Here is a 24,383-nt window from a genome sequence, read left to right on the forward strand (position 1 = left end):
CCACTCTTTGCGCGCCTGCGCTCGCTCAGCCGAGCATTCGCAGTGGATGCTGTTCCGCTGCCCAAGGGCTGGTAAAGAAGGCAGAAACCATTTCTCCAGTCACATCTTCAATGCGGGCGGGATTCCAGCGCGGCTGGTGATCTTTGTCCACCGCCAGAGCCCGAATGCCCTCCACCGTTTCACTGGCCGCGCCTGGGCGAAGGTTGAAACATTGATGGACCATGTCGCGTTCCATGCGCAGATTGTCCGAAAGGCCCAGACTGCGGGCCCGGCGCACTTGCTCCAGCACCACATGCAACATCAACGGAGAACGCTTGCGCAGTGTGGCCAGCGTTTCGCGCGCCCAGTCGCTGTCGGTTCCAGTCAAAGCTTCCACGATCGCAGTTACGCTGTCCAAGGCAAACACACGGTTGATCTCGGTCAAAGGCAGGGTGTGTTTTTCGGTGTTCTTCTGGGTGTATGTCTGGAACCAGCGCTCCACGGCCTCACCGTTCTCGTAAGGCGTTGTACCCAGACTTTCCCAAAGCCCCGTCAAGCGTGCACTTTCCATCTGTGCATCAGCCAAATCGGTGGCCAGCGCCTCAACCCCATTGATCACCCGGCCGGTCAGCGCGAGATACTCCCCCATGCGCCCCGGACAACGGCTGAGAAAGTAGCCGCCCCCAACATCCGGGAACAAGCCAATCCCGGTTTCAGGCATCGCCAGCTTGCTGCGTTCGGTCACCAGGCGCAGGCTGGCTCCCTGGCTGATACCCATGCCGCCCCCCATCACAATGCCGTCCATCAAAGCGATATAGGGCTTTGAGTAGGTGTGGATCAGGTGGTTGAGCGCGTACTCCTCGGTGAAAAACTCGCCCAGGCTAGGATCATTCGCCAGCGCGGCCTGATGGAAAAAGCGAATATCCCCACCAGCACAAAAAGATCCAAACGGTCCGTCCTTGTTGACACCACGCACGACCACGGCCAACACATGGGCGTCGTCCCGCCATTGGATCAGCGCCGTGGTCAGACCACGCACCATGTCCAGCGACAAGGCATTGAGTGCCTTGGGGCGGTTCAGCGTGATGCAGCCCACGCGTCCTCGTACCTCAGTCAAGACAAAAGACTCGGTGGTGCTAAGGGTGGCGTTCATGGCAAATGCTCCAGGGGATCAATCAAAAATCAGACGCCCTCAATGGGCGAGGAATGGGGTTCAGTGGGGTCTGATGCTGCGGCCACAGCAACAACACCAGCGGTCAACGACTGTATGCGGCCAGCACCGGCGCGCGACTGCCATCCCAGCAGTTCATTGGCCACCAAGGCCAGGATGACCACACCACCGCCCAACAGCACTTCGCTGCCCGGCGCTTCGTTGGCGAACAGCCAGGGCCACAGGATGCCGAAAACCACTTCCAGCAAGCCCAGAAGGGAAACCTCGGGCGCCTTCAGCGTGCGCGCGGCGATCACTGCCAACATACAGGGAATCGCGAGCTGTGTCAGGCCCAAAAGGGCCAGCCACATCAAATCGCGGGAAGTCGCCGCAAAAGGCTGGGCCGGAACCCAGGTATAGAGGCAACAGAGGGTTGCGCCCACCAACACGGCCGGCACCAGATCGATGCGCGCACCTCGGCTCTGGCTTCGTTGTACCAGCGTCCAGTTCAACGCACCCGCGATCGGCACACACAACGCGATGAGCGAGCCCACGACAAGCCCGTGAACTTGGGAGCGATCGCTGCCCATCAGCGCCAGCACTTGCCCGCCATACATATAGGCCATGCCCAAACCAGCAAACACAATGGCCAGCCACACCCTCGCCTCCAGGCGCTGGCCATTGATCCGCCAGGCCAGTACCGCTGTAAAGAGCGGCCCGAGCGACATGATGATGAGCACATTGGCCACACTGGTGAAGGTCAGGCCCACCATAAAAGCGGTGAACATCACACTCCAGCAGATGCCCGACAGCCAGAAAGTGCGCGATTCAGGCAGCAGACCCCAGTGTCGATGAATCAGGCGCGCCATCTCGAATCGCTCGGTGAGCGGTGAGCCCTTTGCCTTGCCATGGTCGCGCGTGGCCTGGCGCCAGACGGGAAGCATCAACAGCAGCGACAACACGGTGAATGCGCCTCGCCAGAAAGTGATCTCGAAGCGCACGGCTCCTTCGAGCTGGCGCGTGACCACGCCAGCTGTCGACCACAGCAACGCTGCAGCCACCATCAAGAAGACAGCACGGGCGTGGGTGGTCGTCCGGGTCTGGTCGCTGTTCATGGGTTGCAAAACGCAACAGGGCGCCCTGAAGCGCCCTGAAGAATTTAGTCGCGCGAAGCCTTTTTACGCTCGTGCTCTTTCAGGTAGCGCTTACGCAGTCGCACGCTCTTGGGCGTGATTTCGACCAGCTCGTCGTCCTCGATGAATTCAACGCCGTATTCCAGGGTGCAGTCGATCGGGGGCGTGATCTTGATCGCGTCTTCCTTGCCGCTGACGCGGAAGTTGGTCAGCTGCTTGGTGCGGGTGGCGTTCACGATCAGATCATTGTCGCGGTTGTGGATGCCGACGATCATGCCTTCATACACCGGATCGTTGGCGCGCACAAACATGCGACCGCGGTCGTCGAGCTTGCCCAGGGCGTAGGTGAAAATTTCACCATCGTCCATGGAAATCAACACACCGTTTTTGCGGCCACCGATGTCGCCTTTGTGCGGCTCGTAGCTGTCAAAAATGTTGGAGATCAAACCGGAACCACGGGTCAGGTTCAAAAATTCGTTGGTGAAGCCGATCAGACCACGCGCAGGGATGCGGTATTCCAGGCGCACACGACCACGGCCATCGGGCTCCATGTTGACCAACTCGCCCTTGCGTTCGCCCAAGGCTTGCATCACGCCGCCCTGGTGGGATTCTTCGATATCGGCCGTGACCAACTCGATAGGCTCGTGCTTCTCGCCGTTGACATCGCGAAATACCACGCGCGGCTTGGAAACAGCCAGCTCATAGCCTTCGCGGCGCATGTTCTCCAGCAAGATGGTCAGGTGCAATTCACCACGGCCCATCACTTCAAACACGCCCTCTTCGTCGGTCTCGCTGACGCGCAGCGCCACGTTGTGTTGCAGTTCTTTCTGGAGACGGTCCCAAAGCTGGCGGCTGGTCACAAACTTGCCTTCGCGACCGGCCAAGGGGCTGGTGTTGACGCAGAAATTCATGGTCAGGGTTGGCTCATCCACTTTCAGCATGGGCAAAGGCATGGGATTGGCAACATCGGTCACCGTCACGCCAATGGAAATGTCCGCAATACCGTTGATCAAAACGATGTCCCCAGGGCCAGCCTCGGTTACCTGAACGCGATCCAGGCCGTGGAAGGTCAAGACCTGGTTGATCCGGCCTTTGTACGATTTGCCATCCGGGCCTTCCATGACCAGCACATCGGTCAAGGGCTTGATCGTGCCAGCGCTGATACGGCCTACGCCGATCCGGCCGACAAAAGTCGAAAAATCGAGTGCAGAAATCTGCAATTGCAGCGGTGCTTCCGGGTCACCCGTTTGGGCAGGCACATGACTCAACACGGTGTTGAACAAGGCAGACATGTCGGGGCCCCATTGCTCACCCGCTGCGCCCTCTTCCATCGAAGTCCAGCCGTTGATGCCCGAGGCATATACCACGGGAAAGTCGAGCTGCTCATCGGTGGCACCCAGCTTGTCGAACAGGTCGAAAGCAGCGTTGACGACAAAGTCTGGACGGGCACCGGGCTTGTCGACCTTGTTCACGACCAGAATTGGGCGCAGGCCCAGAGCCAGCGCCTTCTTTGTCACGAAACGCGTTTGGGGCATCGGGCCTTCTTGCGCATCGATCAACAAGACCACACCATCCACCATGGACAAGGCCCGCTCCACTTCACCGCCGAAGTCGGCGTGACCGGGGGTATCGACGATGTTGATGTGGGTACCTTCCCAGCTCACGGCGCAATTCTTGGCCAGAATGGTGATGCCACGCTCGCGTTCGATGGCGTTGTTGTCCATCACTGTATCCACGACTTTTTCGTGGTCAGCGAAAGTGCCCGACTGACGTAGCAACTGGTCAACCATGGTTGTTTTTCCATGGTCAACGTGGGCGATGATGGCGATATTGCGGATTTGTTTGCTCATGATGAGAGTTCCGTTTCAGTTTCCAGGATTTGCTGTATTTCGATGGGGCTCAGCAGCCGCCCCGGGATGAGTTCACCGCCAGTGGTGTGCGCACTGCCAAGCAAGGTCGTCACATTGACGCGCAACCGCTCGGTAGCGGGCACCGGACCATAGACGGCCACATGGGATTCGTTGGGCCAGGCGCCCCGACGGCGAACGCCGCTCAGAAAACGCGCTGCGCCTTCTTCATCCAGCGTCACCGGCGTGTGATCGGGCAAGAGCGCGGGTACCGGCAAAAGATGGGCCGCACGCTGCGCCTCGCTTTCCGCCTCCAGGGTTTCCAGCGAGACACATTGCGCAGCAGAGAAAGGGCCGGTGGCCACGCGGCGCAGCATGGTCAGATGACCACCACAGCCCAGCGCTTCGCCAATGTCTTCACCCAAGGTACGAATGTAGGTACCTTTGCTGCAGCGCACGCGAAGGTGCAGGTGCGGCTCATCGCCCGTCAACTGCATGTCGAGCAGGTCCAGGTCGTGGATGGTAACGCGACGCGCTTCGCGCTCTACCGTTTCACCATCGCGTGCATATTCGTACAACGGTTTGCCGTCTTTCTTCAACGCGCTGTGCATGGGCGGAATCTGTTCAATCTCGCCCATGAACAGATCCAAGGCTTCGACCACTTGGCCCGGCGTGCAAGTGACTCCCCGGGCTTCAATCACATCGCCTTCGGCATCCGCTGTCGAGGTTTTTAAACCCAACCGGATCACGGTCTCGTATGTTTTGTCTGCATCCAGATGCAGTTGGCTGAATTTCGTCGCCGCACCGAAGCACAAAGGCAAAACGCCCGTGGCCAACGGGTCGAGCGTGCCAGTATGGCCTGCCTTTTCGGCGCGCAGCAACCACTTGGCTTTTTGCAAAGCCTGGTTGCTGGAGAGACCCAGCGGTTTATCGAGCAACAGCACCCCGTGCACAGGGCGCCGCTGCACCCTCGTGCGTTGGCCCTGCATACCTATTCCTCGTCCTTCGACCGCGAAGCCACGGCCTTGGAGATCAAGGCATTCATGTCGGAGGCCCGCTCGGTGGTGCGGTCAAACACGAAATGCAATGTGGGTACCGTGTGGATGTGCAAGCGCTTGAACAAGCCCGAGCGCAAAAATCCAGCGGCTGCATCCAGCCCCGCTTGCGTTTCGACCGGGTCACCGGTCAGCAAGCTGAAGAAGACTTTCGCATGCGCGTAGTCGGGCGTGACCTCTACCGCATTGATCGTGACCATGCCAACCCGGCGGTCTTTCAATTCGCGAGCAATCAACTCGGCCAGATCGCGCTGGATCTGGTCAGCCACACGAAAGCCGCGGTTGGGTGTCGATGATGATTTGCGGGCCATGCCTCAAACCCCCTCTTCAAGCGGCAACCACCAGCGGTGAGCACGCGGGAGATAGAACCGATCGGGATTGTGCGACATGACCACACGTTCGGCACGGCCAGTGATGCGCTGCATGTCGATGAACCCGATAAAACGGGAGTCACGGCTGTTGTCGCGGCTGTCGCCCAAGACCATGACATGACCCGCAGGCACCTGCACTGGATCAAAATCGGTGAAGTGGTTCAACTCAGGGATCAAGGCGGTTTCGTGACTGAATGGACCCAATTGTTCGCGCCAGACCTGCAGGTTCAAGGTGCCCCGTTCGGTCGGTATCGCACGGGCCGCGTCAATCAATGTCCTTGGTTGGGGCACACCATTCACCAACAACTGGTTGCTGTCCATGGCGACCGTGTCCCCCTCAATCGCTACCACGCGCTTGATCAGGTTAACGCCGTCTGCTGGCGAGTCAAAAGTAATGACATCACCTGCGGTCGGCTTGGCCCAGCGCCTGATTTCCTGGAGCGTAAATGGCACCCGCAAACTGTAAGCCAGCTTGTTCACAACCACACGATCACCCGCAAGCAACGTAGGGTTCATTGAAGAGGACGGCACGTAGTTCCAGTCGGCCAGGGCCGAACGGAAGACAAGCATGCAGCCGATGAACATCACCAGCCCCTTGTACTCTCGCCAAAAACTTTTGCGCTGATCCATGGTGTCGACAACTCGCCGCTTTACAGCGAACGGGCCACTTCCTTGACTTCAAAGAACTCGAGCTGATCACCCTCTTTGATGTCGTTGTAGTTCTTGAGCTTGATACCGCACTCGAAGCCTTCTTTGACTTCTCGCACATCGTCTTTCAAACGCTTCAGGGTGTCGATCTCGCCGGTGTAGATCACCACGTTTTCGCGCAACAAACGGAAGTGTGCACTGCGTGTAACCTGACCGGAAGTAACCATACAACCTGCGACCGTACCGATCTTGGAGGCCACAAACACGGTGCGAATCTCGGCCTGACCAATAACTTCTTCCCGTTTTTCCGGAGCCAACATACCCGACATGGCTGCTTTCAACTCATCCACCGCGTCGTAGATGATGTTGTAGTAGCGCAAATCGATGTCGTTACCTTCGGCCAGCTTGCGTGCGCCCACATCGGCGCGCACGTTGAAACCGATCACCACAGCTTTGGAAGCAATGGCCAGGTTGACATCGCTCTCGCTGATGCCACCCACGCCGGAGAACACGATTTGCATCTTGACCTCCTCGGTGGAGAGCTTGAGCAGGGACTGGCCCAAGGCCTCTTGCGAACCCTGCACGTCGGCCTTGATGATGATTGGCAACACCTTGACTTCGCCAGCGGACAAGTCGGAAAACATGTTTTCCAATTTTGCCGCCTGTTGCTTGGCCAACTTGGTGTTGCGGAATTTGCCAGCGCGGTAAGTAGCGATTTCCCGAGCACGGCGCTCGTCGGTCATCACCATGAAATCGTCACCAGCCTGCGGTACTTCAGACAGACCCTGGATCTCAACCGGAATGGATGGACCAGCTTCCTTGATGGACCTGCCATCTTCGTCGAGCATGGCGCGTACGCGGCCAGAGGTTTGACCCACCAGTACCACATCGCCGGTTTTGAGCGTACCGCTCTGAACCAGCACCGTGGCCACAGCGCCGCGGCCTTTATCGAGGCGGGCCTCGATAACAAGACCTTTAGCCATGGCGTCAACGGGCGCCTTGAGCTCCAGTTGCTCGGCTTGCAGCAATACCTGCTCAAGCAAGGAGTCAATACCTTCACCCGTTTTAGCAGACACGCCCACAAATGGAACGTCACCACCAAAGTCCTCTGGAATGACTTCCTCGGACACCAGCTCGCCGCGAACCTTTTCCAGATTCACCCCGGGCTTGTCAATCTTGGTCAGCGCAACCACCATGGGGACACCAGCCGCTTTCGCGTGCTTGATGGCCTCTTTGGTTTGGGGCATGACGCCATCATCTGCTGCACACACCAAAATCACGATATCGGTGGCCTTCGCACCACGGGCACGCATGGCGGTGAACGCCTCGTGACCCGGGGTATCGAGGAAAGACACCATGCCGCGTTCGGTTTGTACGTGGTACGCACCGATGTGCTGGGTAATCCCGCCCGCCTCGCCTGCGGCCACTTTGGCCCGACGGATGTAGTCGAGCAAAGAGGTTTTTCCGTGGTCAACGTGACCCATCACCGTTACCACAGGGGCGCGCGGCAACAACTCAGCGGTTGTTAGCGTGGCTTCGTCCTCGGTGAAAGCTTCCGGATCGTCAAGCGCGGCAACCACAGCCGTGTGGCCCAGTTCTTCCACCACGATCATGGCCGTGTCTTGATCGAGCGGTTGGTTGATGGTCACCATTTGACCCAGCTTCATCAACTGCTTGATCACTTCGGAAGACTTCAAGCTCATCTTGTGGGCAAGCTCACCCACGGTGATGGTTTCAGGCACATGCACTTCGATGACCTTGAATTCGGTCGGTGCGACAAACGTGCTCTGGCTGTCGTTGCGCGAATCGCGGCCGCCGCGGCGGCCTGCACCACCACCGCGAGGACCACCGCGCCAATTGGAGCGGCCAGGGCCAGTGTCGCCACGGGTCTTGATCTCTTTGCGCTTGGCTGCATCGTCTTTCCATGTCGACGACAGATTCTCCGACTTGATCTCTTTCTTGGCACCAGCACCCGCACCCGCGACGCGCGTTCCAGGCGTGCCTGCAGGTTTGTGCAGCGTGCCCTTGATCGACTTAGGATCAGGCTCTGGCTTCTTGGCGACCAGCGTCTTGGCAGGAGCGGCCATCATGGCGCGAATGTTTGCAGCCTCGGCCTCTGCTTTGCGGCGGCGGTCCTCCAGCTCATTCGCGCGCAGATCATCGGCTGCCTTGGTTTCGGCCTTCTGCTCCGCTAGTGCACGTGCAGCCGATTCGCGTTCCAAAGCAGCAATCTTGGCTTTTTCATGCTCGGCAATTCGCGCCGCAGCGGATCCCTCGGCATCAACAGGCCCTTCGGCCACCTCAGCGGTTTTGACTTTCTCAGCCTCAGCAGCAGCCTGAGCTGCCTGGCGGGCTTCCTCAGCCTTGGCGACACGCGCCTCTTCGGCCTCACGGTCCTTGCGTTTTTGAGCCAGCTCTTCTTCCTGACGACGAATCAGTTCGGCCTGGCGTCGCGCATCTTCTTCACGACGGGCCAACTCAGCAGAGTCAACAGCTGGAGCGGCCGGGGCTTTCGGCTCGTCAACGGGTTCAGGTGCGGCGGCGACTTCATCATCGCGCTTGATGAAGGTGCGCTTTTTGCGCACCTCCACCTGGATCGTGCGAGCGCGTCCGGTTGCATCGGCTTGCTTGATCTCGCTGGTGGATTTCTTCACCAATGTGATTTTCTTGCGCTCTCCACCAGCCGTGCCATGGCTGGCCTTGAGGTGACCCAACAGCTTTTGCTTGTCGGATTCGGTGACCGCATCGGTCCCGACGGTTTTATTCACCCCGGCTGCTGAGAGTTGCTCCAGCAGGGTTGAGGTGGGCTTATTCAGCTCGGCAGCCAATTCGGCAACGGTGGTACTTGTCATGGGTTCTTTTCTCCGCGTGGGCCTCCGCTGATTCAGCTAGAGGCCTGGGCGTCGTCATTGGCAAACCAATGCGCGCGCGCTGTCATGATCAATGCAGTGGCCTCTTCAGGCGTCTGGCCAGTGATCTCGGTCAATTCATCGGTGGCCAAATCGGCCAGGTCGTCGCGGGTGTGCACGCCAGCTTCTGCCAGCTTGCCAATCAATTCAGGCGTCATGCCCTCAAGGTCTCGCAAATCTTGCGATACCGACTCCACCGACTCTTCGTGTGCGATTTCCATCGTCAACAAGGCGTCCTTGGCGCGGGTGCGCAATTCGTTCACGGTATCTTCATCGAACGACTCGATTTCAAGCATCTCCTGCAGCGGCACGTAGGCCACCTCTTCGAGGCTTGTGAAACCTTCTTCAATCAGGATGTCTGCAATTTCTTGATCCACATCCAGCTTGGCCATGAAGATCTTGCGAATCCCATCTGACTCTTCGGCCTGCTTTTGCGCGGACTCGTCGGCAGTCATGATGTTGATGCGCCATCCGGTCAACTCTGACGCCAGACGCACATTCTGGCCGCCACGGCCAATCGCAATGGCCAGATTTTCTTCATCCACCACCACATCCATGGCATGGCGCTCTTCGTCCACCACGATCGATACCACATTGGCCGGGGCCAGGGCACCAATCACGAACTGGGCCGGATCTTCGCTCCACAGAACAATGTCAACGCGCTCGCCAGCCAGCTCATTGGTCACGCCGTTGACCCGAGAACCCCGCACACCCACGCAGGTGCCTATCGGATCAATGCGCTTGTCGTGGGTATGGACGGCAATTTTGGCGCGTGAACCCGCATCACGGGCACAGGTTTTGATCTCCAGCAAACCCTGCTCGATCTCGGGCACTTCCTGCCGGAAAAGTTCAATCATGAACTCTGGCGCAGAACGCGACAGCAAAATGGGTGCACCGCGCAGCGTCAGATCGACTTCCATGATCATCGCTCGAACGCGATCACCAGTGCGGAAGTTCTCTTTCGGAATCGTCTCACTGCGGCGCAGTCGACCCTCGACGCGACCACTTTCGACAATCAAATCGCCCTTGTCCATGCGTTTGACCGTGCCAACGAACACCTTGTCGCCGCGCGACATGAAGTCGTTGAGCAGCATCTCGCGCTCGGCATCACGGATTTTCTGCAAGATAACCTGTTTGGCAGCCATGGCACCGATACGGCCAATAGGCACGCTCTCGACCGGCTTTTCAATGTAATCGCCCTCTTCGATATCCGCGAGTTCGTCACGCGCATCGGTGAGCAACTCCTCGGCATCCGGGTTTTGCAGTCCAGCCGAATCAGGCACAACCAGCCAGCGACGAAAGGTCTCGTACGCACCGGTATCGGGATCCATGGCGACGCGGATGTCCACTTCACCTTTGTAGAGTTTCTTGGTGGCAGAGGCCAACGCCAGCTCGACGGCGCCCAGCACCAGATCTCGCTCCACGTTCTTCTCGCGCGAGATGGCATCGATCAACATCAACATTTCGCGGTTCATTTCACTCGCCCACCTTTCCATTGCTCTGATTCAGAGTCAAAAACAGTTTTTGCATAACGTTCGCCACCAACAACCACCTCACTCGGCCAACTTACCGGGTGCTGCGGTCTGGCGCCCCTTGAAATTCACAATTGGCGCCAATCGCGCCTGCTGCACATCAGACAGCTCGAAATTCAGCGCCTGCACCGGCGGCAGAGCGCGCTTTTTGCTTATCCTGGCACCCGGCTTGACCTCTGGCGCATCGCTCCAGACCAACTGCCAGGAAACCCCATCTTCAGCCCGCTCAAGCGAGCCTCGAAATTTTTTGCGACTCGCCGCCACACCCGACTCGGTAGCGCCAATAGCCTCTTTCAACGTGAGATCAACAATCTGACCTTCAAACCGCATGTAATCCAACTCATGACGCAAAGGACGATCAATGCCGGGGGAGCCCACCTCAAGGCGCCGATAGGCCAAACCCTCCACTTCAAGCAGGTAGTGCAGCTGCCGCGTCACCTTCTCGCAGTCTTCGACGGTGATGAACTGAGCTGGTTGCTCAACCTGACCCTCTACCGGGGGCAGCCAAGGCAAATCGATCGTCACCCGCAACAAACCACCAGCCGAGCGCTCCAGATCAACCAGGTCAAAACCCAGTCCGGTGACTGTTTGGGTAACGATCTCTTGCCAGCTCATCTTGTGCGGTGTTTGCCTTGTATTTGACTCAGATCCAAGACCGGATTGTCATAAACCTCAAAAACGACCAGCCAAAAAAAATGGGCCGGTAGTAACCCGCCCATTTGGTCGTGAAGCCAGCATTATAGCCCGCTTCTTAGTCTCTTTGCAATATCCGGGCCAATGCACACGCTAAATACCCAGTACCCACTGAATCACGCTTTTTGCCACAAAACCCAGCATACCCAAAGACAGCACCAAAAAGAGAATAAAGGTGCCGAACTTGCCAGCCTTGGACTCCAGGGCCAGATTGAGCACGATAAACATCATGTAAAGAATGAAAGCACCCACACCGAAGGTCAGACCAAACTGAGCGATCTGACCTTCGGTGTAGCCGAAAAGAGTGACTTCCATGGGGTTTCGGAGGCGTGCTCAAGCCATTTCTGGCAAGACTGAAGAAGTTGGGCGTACGGTCAAATCGCAGTAAGCGTGCCAGCTGGCATGGGCGATCAAGGGGATCAACACAATCAGCCCCAGCAATGCTGTGGCCATACCCAAGCCCATCAACACAGCGATGGTCACGGCCCAAAGGGTCATGGGAATCGGATGGTCGGCGACAGCGCGCCAGCTTGTCATCACCGCCATGCTGACAGGTACGGTGGTGTCGACCAACATGGGCAATGCCACCACCGAGGAAGCAAATACCGGCGCGGCCAACAAGGCGCCCAACAGCAACCACACCTCAAACAGACCCAATTCGCGCACCAACACCACGTGCCGAAGGAAATCGACCGGCTTGGCAATCGGCACCGTCGACCACAAGGTGATCAACCCTGCGGAGGTCAAGACCCAACCAGTGCCAGCCAACCCCAGCAGCAAGCCAAAAACAACCAGACGGCGGTCTCCAGACCGCCAAAGGCTCACAACCTCCCGCATGCCGACGCAGCGGCCCGTGCTGCAGGCCCGGCTGACACGGTACAAACCCGTTGCCAGAATCGGCGCAACAATCAGGAAGCCGGAAAAGGCACCAGCCAGCAACCAGAATCTGTCTCTGGCGGCCCAGAGCAGCAAAGCCCCAAAGGCTGCCAGCAAAACGCCATGAATCAGGCCAGGTACCGGATTCCGGCGCAAATCAGCCCAACCCAAGGCCAGCCAGTGCAAAGGCGAAAGCCAATCCACCGCGCGGGGTACTGCAGCGGCGTCGTGTGGCGGGGTGGTCGAGGAGGGAGGCATAAAGAAATTTCGCGGCAAATTGGCAGACAACCAAACAACTGGCGCGAAGCCATTGGTTATATGCGCCTCGCCTTTTCAATCGCTTGATAAATATCAACCCGACATTACACCAGGCCGCTTTGTCCTGCAGCGCGGACCAGATCACGCGTATAGGGATGGGAGGGCTGACTGAGCAAGCCCAGACATGCCCCGCTCTCGGCCACTTCCCCCTCCTTCATCACCACCATGTCATGGGCCATGGCACGGATCACATCCACGTCATGGGTAATCAACAAGTAGCTCAGCCCACGCTCGCGTTGCAACCGCTGCAACAAGCTCAAAACCTGTTGTTGCACCGTGACATCCAATGCACTGGTGGGTTCGTCCAAAACCAGCAGTTGCGGCTCAACAATCAGGGCACGGGCTATGGCCAGGCGCTGTCGCTGGCCGCCTGAAAACTCATGGGGGTAGCGCTGGAGCCAATCACCGGCTTGCATGGGATCGGGCACCAGGCCCACCTCGGCCAACATCAAAACCACCTTCTCGCGCCGCTCAGCGGGCGAAAGCTGGGGCGCATGCACCGTGAGCCCCTCCCCCACGATCTGCTCCACAGTGAGGCGGGGCGAGAGTGACGAAAACGGATCCTGAAAGACCACTTGAATGCGTCGGCGCAGGGCTTTGCTCTTGCCTTGTAGCTGTGCTTGGTGCCAATCGGTGCCTTCCACTTGAAGCTCTCCTTCATATGGCAACAAGCCCAGCGCAGCCAGGGCCAGCGTGGATTTGCCCGAGCCTGACTCCCCAACCACCCCCAATGTTCGCCCTGGTGCAATTTCCAGATTCGCACCGCTGACCGCGACGAACGCGCCTTTTTTGAACCAGCCCCGTATGCCTGGCAACTGAACTGGATAGCTGACCCGCAGCCCGCGCATGCGCAAACAAGGCATGGAACCGGGTTCAACAGGATCTTCCACCACATCACGCAAAGGTCGACTGGCCAGTAACCGCTGCGTATAGGCATGGGTCGGCGCCTCAAATACAGAGCGCACACCGCCCTGTTCCACAAGGCGACCTTGCTCCATCACTGCCACGCGATCGGCAAACCGGCTCACAAGATTCAAATCATGGGTAATCAGCAACACCGCCATGCCGTGTTGTCGCTGCAGCTCGCTCAGCAAATCCAGTATTTGCCCGCGCAGACTCACGTCGAGTGCCGTGGTCGGTTCGTCTGCCAACAATAGTTTGGGTGCACTGGCCAGGGCCATGGCAATCATCGCGCGCTGGCGTTGACCTCCACTGAGTTGGTGAGGGAAAGCGCCTGCTCGTCGGGCTGGCTCCGGTATGCCGGTGGACGCCAACAACTCCACCACACCGGCCGAGGCCTGTTTGCCTGTGAACCCTTTCTTGAGCTGCAACACTTCAGCAATTTGATGGCCCACGCTGTACAGCGGGTTGAGCGCCGTCATGGGCTCTTGAAAAATGATGGCCACGTCATCGCCGCGCACACTGCGCAACGCTTGCTCGTTCAAGCTGAGCAGATCTCGCCCATTCAGATGCGCCGTGCCACTGATTTGCGCGTTGTGCACCAGCCGCAAAAGTGACAATGCCGACACGGTTTTTCCCGAGCCCGACTCACCCACCAAGGCCAGCTTTTCGCCCGGAGCAATATGGAAATCGATACCATGCACTACGTCCCGACCGCCAAACCCCACGCGCAGGTTTTTCACATCCAGCAGAACGCCGTCTCGCGAATGACCGGTTTGTTCGGCGCTCATTGATCGGCCTTTCGCGGATCCAGCGCGTCGCGCAGCGCATCACCCATGAACGTCAAAAGCAGCAAGGTGGTAACCAGGACAAGAAAGGTGAACAAAGAAATCCACCAGGCATCGATGTTGTTCTTTCCCTGGCTGAGCAATTCGCCCAGCGATGGTGTACCAGGCGGCACGCCCAGGCCCAGAAAATCGAGAGAAGTCAGCGCCAAGATGGCGCCACTCATGCGAAACGGCAAAAAAGTGACCACGGGGGTCAGGCTGTTCGGCAAAACATGGCGCCAGATGATTTGGCCATTGGACAAGCCCAGCGCACGCGCGGCGCGCACGTAATCCAGCTGTCGGTTGCGCAAAAATTCGGCGCGCACATAGTCCGACAGTCCCATCCAGCCAAACAGGCTGAGCAAGACCAGCAGCAATGGAAGGCTGGGCGAAAAAATGGCGGCGAAAATGATCAGCAAATACAGCTCGGGCATCGATCCCCAGATTTCAATGAAGCGCTGAAAGGCCAGATCCAGCTTGCCACCAAAAAAACCTTGAATCGCTCCCGTGAGCACGCCTATCAACGTGCCGACCGCTGTGAGCGCCAGCGCAAACAACACACTCACTCGAAAGCCGTAGAGCAACTGAGCCAGAAGGTCTCGCCCTTGGGCATCCGTGCCGAGCCAGTTCTCCAACGTCGGACCTGCCGGGTTGGGCGACTTGGCGAAGTAGTTCACCGTCTTGGGGCCATAGGTATTGAACGTGTACAGCGCCCAATTGCCGTTCGTGGACAGCCGCTCTTGAATGAAGGGATCAAGGTAGTCTGCTGCGGTATCAAAATCGCCACCAAACACTGTCTCGGGATAGTCCCGCACCATCGGGAAATAGGTCTCACCCTCATACCGCACAACCAATGGTCGGTCATTGGATATCACCTCGGCAAACAGGCTGATCACCACCAGCGTCACGAAGGCGATCAGGCTCCAGTAGCCCAGGCGGTTGCGCTTGAAGCGTTGCCAGGCGCGTCCGGTGGGACTGCGAGAAACCACCATCGCCTTCATGGGGCATGGTCCAACAAACAATGGGGCTGGTTCATATTCAATCGAATTTCACGCGCGGATCAACCCACACGTAGCAGAGATCAGAGATCAGTTTGGTCACCAACCCAATCAGGGTAAAGAGAAACAGCGTGCCCAAGACCACGGGGTAGTCGCGGCGGATCACACTCTCATAGCTGAGCAGACCCAGGCCATCCAGAGAAAACAGGGTCTCGATCAACAGCGAGCCGGTGAAAAATGCACCGATGAAGGCCGCCGGGAAACCGGTCACGATGGGGATCAAGGCATTGCGAAACACGTGTTTCCACAACACCTGCCGCTCCGTCAGTCCCTTGGCCCGGGCAGTCATCACGTATTGCTTGCGAATCTCTTCCAGGAAAGCATTTTTTGTCAGCATCGCGGTGACCGCGAAACTACCAAGCACCATCGCCGTGACAGGCAAGGTGATATGCCACAGGTAGTCCACGATGCGGGAAGCCCAGCTGAGCTCCTCCCAATTCGACGACGTGAGGCCGCGCAAAGGGAACCACTGCAGCTGACCACCAAAGAACACCAGCAACACAAGGCCCAGCACGAAGCCTGGAATTGCGTAGCCCACAAGCACCACCAGCGTGGTCAAAAAATCGAATCTTGAACCTGCCCGTACCGCTTTGGCCACGCCCAGCGGCACGGCGACCAGATAGCTGATGAAAAAGGTCCAAAGTCCCAGGCTGATCGACACCGGCAGCTTCTCCCAAACCAGAGCGCTCACCGACTTGTTTTGAAAAAAGCTCTCGCCGAGGTCAAAGCGCACGAACCGGCCCAGCATTTGCACAAAACGCTCGGTGGGTGGCTTGTCAAAGCCATATAGAGCCTTGATCTCCTCCAGCCGTTTGGGATCGACGCCCTGCGCAGCGCGGTACACCGAGCCCCCCTCGGCTCCGGGGCCCGCAGCAGTGCGCGCCTCGGCCATGTACTGCTCCACTGGTCCGCCGGGCACAAACTGAATGACCACGAACGTCAACAACAAGACGCCGAACAAAGTCGGAATCATGAGCAGCAGGCGTTTGAGGATGTAGGCAAACATAGGTCGTTTGTAGCCGAAGTCAGCGGCCTCTATCTGGGGCAACGGGCATCAAACCCGGGATGCCGCGAAACCGCCCCTGCCGGGCCGACAAGTTCGCCCCCTTGAAGGGATCGAGCGCTGCGCGGCGGGTAAGCATGCTCATTTGGTCCACCAGGAGGACAACACCCAGTCTTCTCCCTCTGCAAACACAGGCATCGGCGACTTGTAGCCCAGCCGCCTCTGGTTAAAGACGATGCGGTGGCTGTTGCCCGACCACTGGGGCACCATCAAATGGCTGTGCGCCACCACCCTCTCCAGAGCGCGACACGCCGTGAGAAAGTCTGGCCGTGTATCGGCCTGAGCCAACTTCTTGAGCACGTCATCTATCGCCGCGTTGGCCACGCCAAAGTAGTTCCCAGAGTCGGGTGTCTTTGCGGCCTCACTGCCAAACAGTTCGGCGTATTCAGCACCAGGCGTGTGGGTGCCCCCGAAGGCCAGGGTGATCACATCAAAGTCGAAGGTGCGCAGCTTTTCCTGGTAGAGCGCAAAGTCCACCACGCGCACGGTCATCTTCACACCCAGTTTTTCCAGATTCCGCACCCAGGGCATGGTGCTCCGCACCCCCCCTTCATCGCTCGCGAGGTATTCCAGCTCAAAAGGTGTGCCCTCGGCATTGGTGAGCACACCATCGCGCACGCTCCACCCTGCGGCCTTCAAAATGGCCTGCGCCTGTTTCAAATTGCCACGCAGCGAGCTGTCGCCGTCGGTTCGGGGCGCCACGGCCATAGGGCCGAACACCGCAGTGGGCAGCGATTTTTCCCAAGGCTTGAGCAGCGCCAGTTCCGCCTCGCTCGGCAAACCACTGGCAGCGCAATCGGTGCTGCCAAACAAACCTTGCACCCGCTGGTATCCGCCATAAAACATCTGGCGGTTCATCCACTCGTAATCGAGGGCCAGGCCCAAGGCCTGGCGAACATGCACGTCTTGCAACAGTGGCTTGCGTGTGTTGAGCACATAGCTTTGAAAGCCGGTCGGAAGACGGTGCTTCAGCTCTTCTTTCTTCAACTCGCCTGTATCAAAGCGCTTGCCGGTGATGCGGCGCGCCCAGTCGCCGGCTGAAAAAATGCGCATGAAATCAAACTCTCCTGCCTTGAGCGCCTCCAGCTTGGCGGTGTTGTCTTTGTATATTTTGACCGTGATGCGGTCAAAGTTGAACTGGCCTTTGCGCGCCGGCAAGTCTTTGGCCCAGTAGTTGGCGTCGCGCACATAGGTGATATCGCGCCCGAACTTCACAGGGCCAATGATGTAAGGCCCGCTGGCAATCGGAGCATCCACCACCACCTCGTCAAAAGTCTTGCGTTGGCCCGTCTTTGGATCCACCTGATTGCCCCAGGCTCGACTGAAAACCGGCAAGCCACCCACGGTCAGTGGCAGTTCGCGGTTGGGTTTCTTGAATCGATAGCGAACCGTCCGTTCATCGATCACGTCGAGCCCGGCCACATCCACAAGAATGGTCTTGTAGCCAGGGTTCACATGAGGGCCAATCAGCGTGTCATAGCTGTGCTTCACATCAGCGGCCAGCACCGGGCTGCCATCGTTGAAGCGTGCCTCTCGCCGCAAACGGAACGTGGCGCTCAGGCGGTCCGGCGCCACGCTCACATCCTCGGCCAACAGGCCATAGCCGGTCCCGTTTTCATCCAGCGATCCGGTCAGCAAGCTTTCAAACATCAAAGAAGATATGAAGGCCGGATAACTACCTCGCAGGGTGAACGGGTTGTATTTATCAAAGGTAGAGAGGCGCAAATTGCTAACCATTCGAAGCTCGCCCCCTTTAGGCGCCGCAGGGTCAACATAGTCAAACTGCTGAAAGCCATCGGGGTACTTCAGCTCCCCCCAGATTCCGTAGCCATGGGCGGCCCAAGCGCTGCCCATCGGCAAAGCCATGGCCGCCCAAATCAGCGCGCGCCGCGCCCATGCGCAAGAAAAAACAGAAGTAGTGCCCATGCGACAATTCTGCTGGATTTTCCAAGGGGAGCAGAACATGGGTTTTCTTGTCGGCAAAAAGCTGTTGATCACGGGCGTCTTGTCCAACCGCTCGATTGCCTACGGCATCGCCAAAGCCTGTCACGCGCAGGGCGCTGAACTGGCCTTCAGCTACGTAGGCGAGCGTTTCAAGCAGCGAATCACCGAATTTGCTGCGGAATTCGACTCCGAACTGTTCTTTGATTGTGACGTGGCCAGTGACGAGCAGATCGGAAAAATGTTCCGCGATCTGTCCAAGGCTTGGCCAACCTTTGATGGCTTCGTTCATGCCATCGGCTTTGCACCGCGCGAAGCCATTACTGGCGACTTGCTCGATGGCCTTTCGCGTGAGGCTTTTCATATTGCCCACGACATCAGCGCCTACAGTTTTCCGGCCATGGCCAAAATGGCCCTGCCCTATCTGAATGACAAATCGGCCTTGTTGACGTTGAGCTATCTCGGCGCGTTGCGCGCCCTTCCCCACTACAACACCATGGGCTTGGCAAAAGCCAGTCTGGAAGCTTCGGTGCGGTATCTGGCGGAAGCGCTGGGAAGCAAAGGCATGCGGGTCAACGGCATCAGCGCCGGTCCGATCAAAACGCTCGCAGCCACCGGCATCAAAGACTTCACAAAGTTGCTGACCGTTGTTGCAAGCGCTTCCCCCATTCGGCGCAATGTGACGATTGAAGAGGTCGGCAACGTGGCCGCATTCCTGTTGTCGGACCTGGCCTCCGGGGTGACGGCGGAAATCACCTACGTAGACGGTGGATTCAGCCAAACCGCCGGCATCAGCTCAGACAGTCAACAAAGACACTGAGGTGGTACACGCCGGGGCAAAGAACCCGAGCGAGCTGAACAATCTCGAGCCCCTCATTCAATAGGGCCGACGGGCGCTTGTTTCCGCTGTGTTGGCCTGCCTTGCTTCGGGTGCCCGGGCGGGCAATGGTGGCGCGCCAGTGCCGATGCTCGCCGACCTGCACCGTGCAGCTAATGGCTTGAACACCTACCGGGTGAGCGAAACATGCGATGGCGTTCGGGGCTACCGGGATGGCGAGCGCCTGGTCACCGGCGGTGGCAACCCGGTACAGGCACCCGCCTGGTTGACCAACAGGTGGCCAGGCATCACCAGGTCGGTGAGCTCTGGGCCGGACGCGGGCGCTTTGAGTTCGCGGTGTCCACGGTTCGAACAGCAACTTGCAATGACGGCGCATGGCGCGAGATGCGATACACGGTGTTTGATTTGCCCTCACGCGAAGGTCACTTTGGCCAATGCATGCCAGCCCTTCGTGAAGCGCTTGCCCGCGTAGCACAGCCATGGGTGGAGGCTGTCGAACAACGGCGATCCAGACCCACGAAGCACCGCGACAATCGTCAGAAAACAGTGTTCAAGAAGGTGGCGAAGACCAGGTGCTGCACCGGGCCGCATCTCTCTACCAGGGCTTTCGAAACAATGACCTGTTGAAGCTCAAACTGTTTGACGACGCCCAACCGGAGGTCATCAGCCACCAACCTGGCAAGGGACGGTACAAAGGATTGCTCGGCTCTTTGCTGGTGAAAACACCTGAAGGCCATATTTGCAGAGTCGGCAGTGACTGAGCGATGCCTTGTGACACTCGCCACCGCCGCTGGGCACCAAAGTTACCTTACCGCTACCGCGGCAACCACGAAAACGGCCTGCCACGCTTTGTCTCATTCTTGCGCGAGCGAAGTGATGCGGTGCCAAACGGGTGCCCACAAAGCAAAACCCCCAGCGCCGCTGGCCGCGAGGCTGGGGGGGGGGGGGCTAATTGAGGCCGAATCAGGCACTGGCTTTCAGCAGCACTTGGTATATCTCGTCTTTCAAAGCCAGCTTCTCTTTCTTCAGCTGCTCGATTTCGATCTGGGTGCTGGGTTCTATGTGCGCTTCCTTGTTCTTGATGTGCTGATCCAGCGCATTGTGTTTATCGAACAGGCGCGTGAAATGGGCATCGTGCCCTTTGAGCTTGGTGATCAAATCGCGGAATTCAGGAAACATCGGCAACCTCCTTGAGATGGAACATCGGACAGTTTCAAAGCCCGTCAGCAGGATACCGGCCAACGGCTTGCCACCATCTTAACGACCCTTCCGGTCCGGGCATTGATCCTCGTCAGATCACACGCCCACACAGTCGGCGTAGTAGCAGAGCACGCCATCCTCATTGGCTTCCTGCACCAGTCCGTGAATATCGGTTTCAAAGCCTGGGCACTCGCGTGCAAATGCTCGGTTGAACTTCAAGTAGTCAACAATTTTTCTGTTGAAAACCTCACCGGGGATCAGCAATGGAATACCGGGCGGATAAGGCGTCACAAGGCTGGTGGTGATGCGCCCTTCCAGGTCATCAATGGGTACCCGTTGCGTGGTTCGGTGCGCAATGTGTGAAAACGCATCGCTGGGCTTCATGGCTGGTGTGTGATCGCTCAAGTACATATCGGTGGACAAAATGGCCACGTCGTACTTCGCGTACATCGCGTGCACATGCTGGCACAGATCGCGCAAGCCCATCTGCTCATAGCGCGCATGTTTGGCGCAAAAGTCTGGCATGGAGCGCCACATGGGCTGGTTCTTGGCGTAGTCGTCCTTGAATTGCTGCAACGCAGTCAACAGTGTGTTCCAGCGGCCCTTGGTGATGCCGATGGTGAACAAGATGAAGAAACTGTACAGGCCGGTTTTCTCAACCACCACACCATGCTCGGCCAGGTACTTGGTCACGATCGAAGCGGGAATTCCGCTCTCTTCAAAGCGACCGTCCAGATTCAGGCCTGGCGTCACGATGGTGGCTTTGATCGGATCGAGCATGTTGAAGCCCGGGGCCATGTCACCAAATCCGTGCCAAGAGTCTTCGCCGTCCGAAGGCTGCACGCCGTCGGCATCGGTTTTCTTGAGAACCCAGTCTTTCGAGCGGCCAATACCCTCTTCCACCAGATCTTCAGGGCCCCACACTTGGAACCACCAGTCATCGGCACCAAACTCGTCGTCAATTTTTCGCATGGCGCGACGGAAATCCAGCGCCTCGGCAATGCTCTCTTCCACCAGGGCAGTGCCGCTGGGCGGCTCCATCATGGCTGCGGCCACATCGCAGCTGGCGATGATGCTGTACTGAGGGCTGGTGCTGGTATGCATCAGATAGGCCTCGTTGAACAGGTGGCGATCCAGTTTGGTGTCTTGCGAATCCTGCACCAACACATGGCTGGCCTGGCTGATACCCGCCAGGAGCTTGTGGATCGACTGGGTTGCGTAAGTCACCGATTTTTTCGGTCGTGCACGCTTTTTTCCCATGGAATGGAAGTTGCCATAAAACGGATGGAACGCTGCATGGGGCAGCCACGCTTCGTCAAAGTGCAGGTTTTCAATGTAGCCGTCGAGCAAGCCCTTGATGGTCTCGGTGTTGTAGAGCACACCGTCGTAGGTGGACTGCGTGAGCGTCATGATGCGCGGCTTGACCGTGTCAGCGTCCACGCCCGTCAAAAGCGGATTGGCTCGAATTTTGGCCTTGATGGAATCGATTTCAAATTCGCTTTGCGGAATCGGACCGATGATGCCGTAGTGGTTGCGGGTCGGCTTCAAGAAAACGGGAATGGCTCCCGTCATGATGATGCTGTGCAGGATGGATTTGTGGCAATTGCGGTCCACCACCACCACATCGCCTGGTGCCACCGTGTGGTGCCAGACCATCTTGTTGCTGGTGCTGGTGCCGTTGGTCACGAAGAAACAATGATCGGCGTTGAATATGCGCGCCGCATTGCGCTCCGATGCACCAATGGCACCGTTGTGGTCCAGCAACTGGCCAAGCTCTTCCACGGCGTTGCACACGTCGGCACGCAACATGTTCTCACCATAAAACTGGTGGTACATCTGACCGATCGGGCTCTTCAGAAACGCCACGCCGCCAGAGTGGCCGGGGCAATGCCAGGAGTAGGAACCGTCCTCCGCGTAATCCAGCAAAGCCTTAAAAAATGGCGGCTGAATGCCTTCGAGGTAGCTCTTGGCCTCGCGAATGATGTGGCGAGCCACAAATTCGGGGGTGTCTTCAAACATGTGAATGAAACCATGCAGCTCACGAAGGATGTCGTTGGGCAAATGGCGACTGGTTTTCGTTTCACCGTAGACATAGATGGGCACATCAGAATTCTTGCGGCGCACCTCTTCGATAAAGTTGCGCAGGTTCAACACCACAGGGTCGATGTCAGGCCCGGTGCTGAACTCTTCATCGTCAATCGACAAGATGAACGCGCTGGCGCGCGATTGCTGTTGAGCAAACTGAGACAGATCGCCATAACTCGTCACCCCGACCACTTCGAAGCCTTCGCTCTCAATGGCCTGCGCCATGGCACGAATGCCCAGGCCCGAAGAGTTTTCGGAGCGAAAATCTTCATCGATGATGACGATGGGGAAACGAAATTTCATTTGACTCTCCTACGGGATACACAGCGCTAAGGGAACACACAGCATGACAGAACGCCAAAGACAGCTTAGATGTCGCGGCCCAATTAGGCGGCAAGTGTACGGAATACAGCAGCCAGCGCTTTCGCGGGCTGCGTCTTTTGCCGCAGAATGTGGCTAGGTACAGACAGTCTTGAAGGTGTCTGACCCCTATGGAGAATTTATGTCAAACGCAACGTTTTGGTGGCTGCTCGCGGGGGCGATGGTCGCCCTGGAGCTTTTCACAGGTACTTTTTACCTGCTCATGCTCACCATCGGCTTGGCCGCCGCCGCGCTGGCAGCCCACGCAGGCTTGGGTGTGACTGGTCAATTGTTGCTGGGCGCCACGGTGGGCTCCGCAGCCGTCGTGGTTTGGCACCTCAAGAAAAAGCGGCAAGCCAAAACCCAGACAGCTGATTCGATGAACGACGTGCGCCTGGATGTAGGCGAGATCGTGCAAATCGAACAATGGCTCGCCGACGGCACCGCTCAGGTGCACTACCGGGGCGCAAAATGGGACGCCATACACCGCCCAGGCGTCACACCTGGACCAGGCCAGCACCGGGTAGCCGAACTTATAGGCAACCGCTTGCTGGTCGACAAGGTTTAAGGTCTTTGGCCGCCATCCGATCTGCTGTCACACTCCCGTACTCTGTCACCCTGACCAATCAACTATAGAAAGCCGCACAGCATGGAAGTCGCCGTTGCCATCTTTGTCATCTTTGTCATCTTCGTGACCCGCTCCATCAAGGTCGTTCCCCAACAAAACGCCTGGGTTGTTGAACGACTGGGCAAATTCAACGCCACACTCAAACCGGGCCTGAACTTTCTGGTGCCTTTTGTCGACAAGGTTGCCTACAAACACAGCCTGAAGGAAATCCCTCTGGATGTGCCAAGCCAGATATGTATCACGCGCGACAACACCCAACTTCAGGTGGACGGCATCTTGTATTTCCAGGTGACCGACCCGATGCGCGCGAGCTACGGCTCGTCGAACTACATCATGGCCGTAACTCAGCTGGCGCAGACTTCATTGCGCTCGGTGATCGGCAAACTCGAACTGGACAAAACCTTCGAAGAGCGGGACATCATCAACGCACAAGTTGTTCAAGCCATTGACGAGGCGGCGTTGAATTGGGGTGTGAAGGTTTTGCGCTATGAAATCAAGGACTTGACGCCGCCGAAAGAGATCTTGCATGCGATGCAGGCTCAAATCACGGCAGAGCGCGAAAAGCGCGCCCTGATTGCGGCATCGGAAGGTCGCCGCCAAGAGCAAATCAATATCGCCACCGGTGAACGCGAAGCCTTTATTGCCCGCTCTGAAGGCGAAAAGCAGGCGGCAATCAATGAAGCACAAGGTGAGGCTGCAGCCATTACTGCTGTGGCAGACGCCACGGCGCAAGCCATCGAGCGCATCGCCACCGCCATTCGCCAACCGGGCGGGGAACAGGCTGTGCAACTCAAGGTCGCCGAGCGGGCCGTCGATGCCTACGCCCGGGTAGCAGACAAGTCCAGCACCACGCTGATCGTTCCAGGCAACATGACGGAAGTCTCCAGCCTGATCGCTTCGGCCATGAAAATGGTGGGTGTGTCCAAATCAGCTGGCTAAAGCGCATCTCTGCCTGCTACAATGTGAGGCTTC

The 24,383-nt window shown here is 58.0% G+C and carries 20 protein-coding genes; 3 read left to right on the plus strand and 17 right to left on the minus strand.

All coding sequences use genetic code 11. The features are described from left to right. Nucleotides 1-25: 25 nt before the first annotated feature. From LPB072_RS13045 to LPB072_RS13115, 15 genes are all read right to left on the minus strand, one after another. On the minus strand, nt 26-1,132 hold the full coding sequence (locus LPB072_RS13045; RefSeq protein WP_066090481.1) for an enoyl-CoA hydratase/isomerase family protein: 1,107 nt from the start codon (nt 1,130-1,132) through the stop codon (nt 26-28). Between the two features lie 29 nt (nt 1,133-1,161). After that, entirely contained in the window at nt 1,162-2,244 is a 1,083-nt protein-coding gene (locus tag LPB072_RS13050) for a DMT family transporter (RefSeq protein ID WP_066090484.1), read from the minus strand. 44 nt (nt 2,245-2,288) lie between these two features. Beyond that, entirely contained in the window at nt 2,289-4,112 is a 1,824-nt protein-coding gene (typA, locus tag LPB072_RS13055) for a translational GTPase TypA (protein ID WP_066090488.1), read from the minus strand. Beyond that, nucleotides 4,109-5,098 (minus strand): tRNA pseudouridine(55) synthase TruB, encoded by a 990-nt coding sequence (gene truB / locus LPB072_RS13060; RefSeq protein ID WP_066090491.1) that lies wholly within the window; start codon nt 5,096-5,098, stop codon nt 4,109-4,111. The genes typA and truB overlap by 4 nt, the downstream gene beginning before the upstream one ends. A gap of 2 nt (nt 5,099-5,100) precedes the next feature. Further along, the gene (gene rbfA / locus LPB072_RS13065; protein ID WP_066090495.1) at nt 5,101-5,475 is read right to left on the minus strand and encodes a 30S ribosome-binding factor RbfA; all 375 of its coding nucleotides are present in this window, start codon (nt 5,473-5,475) and stop codon (nt 5,101-5,103) included. A gap of 3 nt (nt 5,476-5,478) precedes the next feature. Next, nucleotides 5,479-6,165, minus strand: coding sequence for a signal peptidase I (gene lepB, locus LPB072_RS13070; protein ID WP_066090498.1), 687 nt, complete (start codon nt 6,163-6,165; stop codon nt 5,479-5,481). Nucleotides 6,166-6,185: 20 nt separating this feature from the next. Then, entirely contained in the window at nt 6,186-9,035 is a 2,850-nt protein-coding gene (infB, locus tag LPB072_RS13075) for a translation initiation factor IF-2 (RefSeq protein ID WP_066090503.1), read from the minus strand. A 32-nt stretch (nt 9,036-9,067) separates the two neighbouring features. Then, on the minus strand, nt 9,068-10,567 hold the full coding sequence (nusA, locus tag LPB072_RS13080; RefSeq protein ID WP_066090980.1) for a transcription termination factor NusA: 1,500 nt from the start codon (nt 10,565-10,567) through the stop codon (nt 9,068-9,070). Nucleotides 10,568-10,645: 78 nt separating this feature from the next. Next, a complete protein-coding gene (gene rimP, locus LPB072_RS13085; RefSeq protein ID WP_066090506.1) occupies nt 10,646-11,239 on the minus strand; it encodes a ribosome maturation factor RimP in 594 nt (197 codons plus the stop codon). Nucleotides 11,240-11,410: 171 nt separating this feature from the next. After that, the gene (locus LPB072_RS13090; protein WP_066090509.1) at nt 11,411-11,632 is read right to left on the minus strand and encodes a DUF2788 domain-containing protein; all 222 of its coding nucleotides are present in this window, start codon (nt 11,630-11,632) and stop codon (nt 11,411-11,413) included. A gap of 18 nt (nt 11,633-11,650) precedes the next feature. After that, nucleotides 11,651-12,451, minus strand: a complete 801-nt coding sequence (locus LPB072_RS13095) for a DUF2189 domain-containing protein (RefSeq protein ID WP_066090512.1) — start codon at nt 12,449-12,451, stop codon at nt 11,651-11,653. Between the two features lie 104 nt (nt 12,452-12,555). After that, nucleotides 12,556-14,202, minus strand: coding sequence for an ABC transporter ATP-binding protein (locus LPB072_RS13100; RefSeq protein ID WP_066090515.1), 1,647 nt, complete (start codon nt 14,200-14,202; stop codon nt 12,556-12,558). Next, nucleotides 14,199-15,239, minus strand: a complete 1,041-nt coding sequence (locus LPB072_RS13105; protein WP_066090519.1) for an ABC transporter permease — start codon at nt 15,237-15,239, stop codon at nt 14,199-14,201. The genes LPB072_RS13100 and LPB072_RS13105 overlap by 4 nt, the downstream gene beginning before the upstream one ends. A 37-nt stretch (nt 15,240-15,276) precedes the next feature. Then, a complete protein-coding gene (locus tag LPB072_RS13110; RefSeq protein ID WP_066090522.1) occupies nt 15,277-16,302 on the minus strand; it encodes a microcin C ABC transporter permease YejB in 1,026 nt (341 codons plus the stop codon). Between the two features lie 138 nt (nt 16,303-16,440). Beyond that, nucleotides 16,441-18,285 carry an extracellular solute-binding protein gene (locus LPB072_RS13115; protein WP_082876926.1) on the minus strand — a complete coding sequence of 615 codons (1,845 nt, stop codon included), beginning with the start codon at nt 18,283-18,285 and terminating at the stop codon, nt 16,441-16,443. A 37-nt stretch (nt 18,286-18,322) separates the two neighbouring features. Between LPB072_RS13115 and fabI the strand changes: the two genes are divergently transcribed. Continuing rightward, nucleotides 18,323-19,120, plus strand: coding sequence for an enoyl-ACP reductase FabI (fabI, locus tag LPB072_RS13120; protein WP_066090983.1), 798 nt, complete (start codon nt 18,323-18,325; stop codon nt 19,118-19,120). Between the two features lie 981 nt (nt 19,121-20,101). On the opposite strand, the gene LPB072_RS13135 is transcribed toward fabI, so the two are convergent. Together LPB072_RS13135 and LPB072_RS13140 are read right to left on the minus strand one after the other, a co-directional pair. Then, on the minus strand, nt 20,102-20,317 hold the full coding sequence (locus tag LPB072_RS13135; protein WP_066090534.1) for a YdcH family protein: 216 nt from the start codon (nt 20,315-20,317) through the stop codon (nt 20,102-20,104). Between the two features lie 117 nt (nt 20,318-20,434). Continuing rightward, the gene (locus LPB072_RS13140) at nt 20,435-22,726 is read right to left on the minus strand and encodes an arginine/lysine/ornithine decarboxylase (protein ID WP_066090537.1); all 2,292 of its coding nucleotides are present in this window, start codon (nt 22,724-22,726) and stop codon (nt 20,435-20,437) included. A 199-nt stretch (nt 22,727-22,925) separates the two neighbouring features. On the opposite strand from LPB072_RS13140, the gene LPB072_RS13145 reads away from it, so the two are divergent. Beyond that, nucleotides 22,926-23,351, plus strand: a complete 426-nt coding sequence (locus LPB072_RS13145) for an NfeD family protein (RefSeq protein ID WP_066090540.1) — start codon at nt 22,926-22,928, stop codon at nt 23,349-23,351. A gap of 81 nt (nt 23,352-23,432) precedes the next feature. Continuing rightward, nucleotides 23,433-24,350 carry an SPFH domain-containing protein gene (locus LPB072_RS13150; RefSeq protein ID WP_066090543.1) on the plus strand — a complete coding sequence of 306 codons (918 nt, stop codon included), beginning with the start codon at nt 23,433-23,435 and terminating at the stop codon, nt 24,348-24,350. The last annotated feature ends 33 nt before the right edge of the window (nt 24,351-24,383 follow it).

This window comes from Hydrogenophaga crassostreae, from assembly GCF_001761385.1.
Classification (GTDB): Bacteria; Pseudomonadota; Gammaproteobacteria; order Burkholderiales; family Burkholderiaceae_C; genus Hydrogenophaga; species Hydrogenophaga crassostreae.